The following is a 5,470-nucleotide window of genomic DNA, read 5'->3' as shown; positions in this document are numbered from 1 at the left end:
CCACACGAAAATCACCACCCCGCACCACAACTCGGCATCAGACCCAGCCCACACCAACTACCATGCAAAATCGAGGTTAAAGCCGGCCCAACTCCCAATGCCCCAGCACCAAACCGGTGCGGCCCTTGGCAAGCGGCTCCGGCGTGGCCGCGAATCCCTTCATTTGCAGCGTCCAGTAGTGGGAATGTTCAGGGGCCAAATCCGCAGATTGATCGGCCCTGACCAAGGCGGGCAGGGTATACAACACGCGGTCCTGGAAAAGCCGTCCGCCGGGCTCATTCGGTACAAATTCCACGGCGCCCAGCACGGCAGGACGCAACCGCATGACCGCGTCGCGTTGACTGTGTTCGTAGCGTGCCGGCACCAATTCGCCAGAGTCGACCCACGATTCCCACAGCCGCACAACCTCATTGATGTGCTGATCGAGGAACGCCAGCAAAAACGGCATTCCGGTGGCTATCACGATGGTGTCCATACTCAGTCATCGTCGCAGAGACGACCGACAAGTTATCTGTAGCCAGCCAGCCCGGCCGTGACGCCGCCCGGGGCAAGGGCTCAACGATGACGTCGGCGTCGCCGCGTGTCTTGTTCAATGCGGATATGCATGAGCCATCCCGCGAGCCACGCCGGTTCGTGTTCGTTGCGCAGAGCCTTGATCTGAGCCGAACTCAGCCCCGCGGGGTGACCGGCGCACATACCCGTGATCAGCACGGCGCCGCGCAGCAGTGGGACGGTCCTGATTGAAAAGTTCGACACTGCATGCAAGTTGAGCGTGGCCATCCGGTTGATCGGCAACGAGCCTGTGGCCGCATCGAACCAGAAGACGAGATCATGCTGGGCGGTCAGGGATTCCGCGGACGGGCCGACGTGCCCATCGACGACCCTGGCGTCGATGGGCACCAGCTTCATCATCTCGTCGGGCGACACCAGGATGCCCACCGGAACCAGCGCCTCGAGTAACGCACTGTCGTTCGCACTAAGACGGCTGCGCGGCTTCACGGGCTTACTCGGAGCGCTTTTCAGAGACCGCGGCGCGCAGCCCTTCGGCTAAATCCTCGCGGGTCAGTTCGCGCAGCCGCAGCAGCTGCTCGTCGGTGACTTCGACGTCGTCGCTGGCCAGCAGGTCATCGAGCTCGGCAGTATCGAGGCGATCGTTGCGGTGATCGCGGGCTTTTTCGACCACGTTACGCACGAACCCGGCATTGCCCAGCACGTCGATGCCGCGGATCAAATCGCCTTCGGCAGTGAGGGTTTCTTCGGCATAGAACCTCTCGAAGTCTGGGCGCAGCACCTCAACGGCTTCATCGGTAGTCACGTCTTCGTCTTCACCCACCATCAGTTTGGTCAGCTCGATCAGCTCTGGCGGGGTGTAGCTGTGGAACTCGATCACGGTCGAAAACCGCCGGCGCAGACCTTGATTGACTTCCAACATCCGTTCGGTGGCTTTGGCGTAGCCCGCCCCGAACACTACGAGCTCGTCGCGGTGATTCTCCATGTACAGCAGCAGCGTGTTGATGATGGCGTTGCCGTAGGGGTCGCCGGTGGAGTAGCCACGTTCATGCAGGGTGTGCATCTCGTCGAAAAACACCGCCCCACCCAGGGCGCCCTCGAGCATTTCTTCGGTGTTCTTTTCCGCATCAGCCATGTAGCGGCCCAACAGTTTGGCGCGGCTGGTCTCCACCACCAGCGGCTTGCGCAACACCTTCAGCCCGCACAGTTGTTTGGTGAAAGACCGTGCCACCGAGGTCTTTCCGGTCCCAGGTGGGCCCAGCAGCAGGGTGTGCCGCGAGGTCACAGGCACCCTCAGCCCCACCTTAGAGCGGGCCAGATTGACCTTCGTGGTGGAGCGGATGCGTTTGATTTCGCGCTTGGCCGTCTCCATGCCCAGCATGGCATCGAGCTCGGCTTGCCCCTCAGCCAAATATTCCGACGCCTTCTCAGCATCACGGGCCGTCTCAGTCTCTAGCCGACTCGGGGCGCTGTCGGGATCCCACGGGTCGGTGCGAGCCTCAATGGTTTCGGGGTCGGTGAGCACCAGGCGCCGGCTGGGGTCATCCATCGCTTCGCGGGCCGGGGTGAACTTCGGATCGCGTGAATACACGCGGCGCAGCAGCTGGGCCGCCTCGTCCTCGCGGCCCAGATGGCGAAGACACATCGCCTGGGTGTAGAGCGTCACGGTGGCTGCCTGCGGCACGCGGTCATCGCCGGCGGCCCTCTCGCCGCGGCGAAACGCATCTTCAAACACCCCAAGTGATGCCAGCGCTGTGGTGGCCATCGCTGTGGCCGCGCACTCGTATTCGGCCCGATACCAACGCTTGTCGATCGGGAACAGGCGCAACACATCGGTCCAGCGTTGCGTGCGGAAATGCAGCAGCCCGCACACATAGGTATGCATGTCCGCGTCGAAGGGATCGGTCGGCTTGGCCGTCGAAGTCACCAACGCGTCGGCTTGGCTGTAGCTGGCTTCACGGATCAGCACCGTGGCGTACGCGGCGCGCAGCGCATCCACCGACCCGATCGGCAGCTGCAAAAATAGGCCATCGAAGACCAGTGGGCGGAAATCGGCGCCCAGCACGCCGAGACGGCGGATCTCCCAGCCGAAGGTTTCTGCGGCCGCCCACGCCCCCGCCAGCACCTCCACCGTGTCCTCACCGGCCAGCACTCGGCCCATCCAGCCATCGCACACGCCTGGCTCGGCACGGGTGACTGTGCGGAACATCTCGGCGGCCACCTGACGGTTATGGCTGGGCACTAAGCCGCCCACACCAATACCCGATGCCAGCAGCCCTCGCCGAAATGCGCTGCGGGCCGGAGTTTCTGCCTCGATACCTGTCATGGTGATGTCGAATCTAACCGTTTAGGCCGCCCGGCGGGGACCGGCATCAATCAAGCGGCGCTCGTAATCGAGGTTGATCCGCAACCGATACTGAAATGCCCACGTGCGGATCACCGCGGCGCCGCGACCATCCTGCTCGATGTGAATATCGGCGCCACTGGCCGAGCGCGCACCCACGGTGCGTATGGTGACCGCCGCGCCCGCCGGTGTTGGGCCCCCGACACGGTCATAGACCACCACGTACGGGTACTGCGACGGAGGTAGCTGCTCAGCGAGGCCTGCCGCCCCCACCATCTGCAGCCCGACCCCGGTGACCTGTTGCCAGCGTTGCGGCTGCTTGGTGCAAATCAGCACCTGGTATCCGGTCGCGGCTGCCCGCAACGCCACCTGCACCAGCAGCGCGAACTCCCCGGCGATCGTCACCGTCGCCAGTTCGGTGGGGTCGTGCAGATCCACCAGCAGCGGATGCCCGCTGGCGGTCGTTCCCACGATGATGCCCGTTGCCCCGATCGGGACCGCCACCTTCTCCCCGGCGGCCAACTCGCGGGCCGGCAGGTTCAGCCCGCCGGTGGCCGCGGTCAGCAGACCCGCGGCCAGCCCAGCGTCGTGGCGGCCGACGAGCGGATTTAGGCCCGTCAGCGGCGGCTCGGGCAGCGGGCCGCCGGTGTGGTAGCGCACCATCACCCCCGCCGTGGTGGCCCCGTTATCGGCACGACGCAGCTGGACCGAAACCGCGGTGGCGTCGGTATCCGGTGCCCACAGCCGGTCGATCGCAGTACTCGATATGTCACCTGGCGACATCCAATACGTCTGCACGTAGCCGCCTGCATGGCGCAGCCGGCCCCATCCAGACGCTAGGCCCGTCGGGTCGATACCGGCCAGCAGTGCCTCATCGGCGGCGCGGATCTGGGCGGCGCTGAGCACCCGTGACGGGATACGCAAGCTGGTCAGCTCGGCTGCTAGCCATTCGGCGGCCGCGCTCATCGTGGCTGCCACCGACTCGCGCCACACGATCGCCCTAGCACTCTGCAAGGCGTTGAACCGCACCACCAGCCACGTGCGGCGCTGCCCGACCGCGGGATGATCACCCACCTCGGCCGAATACACCGGCGCATACGGGTGATGCGTTTTAGGTGCACGCCGCGCCCCCACGCTGACAATGTCGATGCCTTCTAAGTGCACATCGAACTGATCGAGCCCAGCGGCCACCGCCTCGAGGGGCAGCTTCGCCAAGGACTCCACCCGCGGGTAGTCCAACACCGAGGGACTATGCGGCGGTCCGTCGACTGCGACCACTGCCACCAAATGTGGCCCCACGGCGCGGATTCCGACCGGCCCGGACCCGAAGCGGCGCTCGTAATCAGCCAGCTCGCCGGCGGCGCCGACGCGCGGGCGGCGCCCGGTCACCGATCGCCACAGCAGGCTCAGCAGCGGCGCACCGCGCCAACACAGCAGCACCAGGACCGTGATCAGCACGGTCAGCCCGACACCGACCCACCAGCCGGGGCGGCCCGCCGCGGCCGCGCCCGCTGCGATCACCGCCACGTCGACGACGAACACCGCTACGACCCGCGCCCAGCTCGCAGCCACACTCAGCGGGAAATTTGACTTCATCACCGGCCCTCTCGTCGACGCATCAGGGCGGCTGAACCCAGTACCACCGAGCACAGCAGCGCAAGCCCGCCGACCCCGGCGGCGGCCACCCACACCGGGGTCATGTCGCGGCCCACCTTCGGCGGTGCCAGCACCAGCGGCGCCGCCAAGTGCTGAGGCCCCACAGGTTCACCAGGCGGTAGGTCATAGGTCAAGGCGGCGACCGGGTCGACGATGCCGTGCCCGACCTGGTTATCCACCCCGCGCGCTGGCGCCCGCGCTGTCGCGAGCAACCGGTTGATCACCTGATGTGCGGTCAACTGGGGGTACTTGGCGCGCACCAGCGCGGCCACCCCGGACACCAGTGCGGCCGAAAACGATGTGCCCGCCTGGGCGACTAGCGTGTTCTTGTTGCCCTCAACGGCATTCATCAGCCCGTCATCGCGCGGCGAGAGGCCTTCGACGTCGGTACCGGGCGCGGCGATCGACACCCAGGGCCCGGCCATGCTGCTGCCCAGCGGAGCGCCGCTGGAATCCACCGCGCCCACGGTGAGCACATAATCGGAGAACCATGCTGGGGTGGCCACCGTCGTCACCCCAGCCCAGTCGCGAGGATCGTTGGGCGTCAACGGGTTATAAATCGGGTTCTGCTTGCAGTCGTTACCGACACCGGTTTCATTGCCGACGTTGCCGGCCGCGGCCACGATCACTACGTTGCGGTCCACCGCGGCGTAATGAATCGCCGCCCCCAAATCGCGCTGATCGATCATGTCGGTCGCGGTCATACACGACACCTCCGAAATGTTGATCACCGTGGCGCCCATGTTGGCCGCATGCACGATCGCGCGCGCCATGGTGCGGATATCGCCGGCCTTGCGCCGGGTGGCCGGGTCCTGGTTACCGGCGAAGGCATCCTTGGGGCTAAACGCTTTGGAGCTTTGCCGGATCGCAATGACCTGCACATCGGGGGCCACCCCGGAAAACCCGTCCGCTGCCGGCGCCGGCGGTGGCGGCGGCGCGGGGGCTCCCGGAGGCGGGGGT

At 66.0% G+C, this 5,470-nt stretch carries 5 protein-coding genes; all 5 read right to left on the bottom strand.

Annotated elements, in window-relative coordinates; genetic code table 11:
* Positions 1-76: 76 nt before the first annotated feature.
* Entirely contained in the window at positions 77-475 is a 399-nt protein-coding gene (locus tag AWC17_RS05100) for a hypothetical protein (protein ID WP_047323683.1), read from the bottom strand.
* Between the two features lie 80 nt (positions 476-555).
* Positions 556-939 (bottom strand): hypothetical protein, encoded by a 384-nt coding sequence (locus AWC17_RS05095; protein WP_052955340.1) that lies wholly within the window; start codon positions 937-939, stop codon positions 556-558.
* A gap of 64 nt (positions 940-1,003) precedes the next feature.
* Entirely contained in the window at positions 1,004-2,836 is a 1,833-nt protein-coding gene (gene eccA, locus AWC17_RS05090) for a type VII secretion AAA-ATPase EccA (protein ID WP_047323685.1), read from the bottom strand.
* Positions 2,837-2,857: 21 nt separating this feature from the next.
* Entirely contained in the window at positions 2,858-4,450 is a 1,593-nt protein-coding gene (gene eccE, locus AWC17_RS05085; RefSeq protein ID WP_047323686.1) for a type VII secretion protein EccE, read from the bottom strand.
* On the bottom strand, positions 4,450-5,470 hold a 1,021-nt coding region (mycP, locus tag AWC17_RS05080), incomplete at its 5' end, for a type VII secretion-associated serine protease mycosin (protein WP_085164371.1). The genes mycP and eccE, both read right to left, overlap by 1 nt.

It is taken from the genome of Mycobacterium nebraskense, assembly GCF_002102255.1.
Taxonomy (GTDB): domain Bacteria; phylum Actinomycetota; class Actinomycetes; order Mycobacteriales; family Mycobacteriaceae; genus Mycobacterium; species Mycobacterium nebraskense.
The sequence above is the reverse complement of the archived record's forward strand: the minus strand, read 5'-3'. Positions and strand labels throughout refer to the sequence as shown.

Excerpts from the sequence above, each read along its gene's own strand:
- eccA (WP_047323685.1), bottom strand. The coding sequence starts at position 2,836 with ATGACAGGTATCGAGGCAGAAACTCCGGCCCGCAGCGCATTTCGGCGA.
- eccE (WP_047323686.1), bottom strand. The coding sequence starts at position 4,450 with ATGAAGTCAAATTTCCCGCTGAGTGTGGCTGCGAGCTGGGCGCGGGTC.
- AWC17_RS05100 (WP_047323683.1), bottom strand. The coding sequence starts at position 475 with ATGGACACCATCGTGATAGCCACCGGAATGCCGTTTTTGCTGGCGTTC.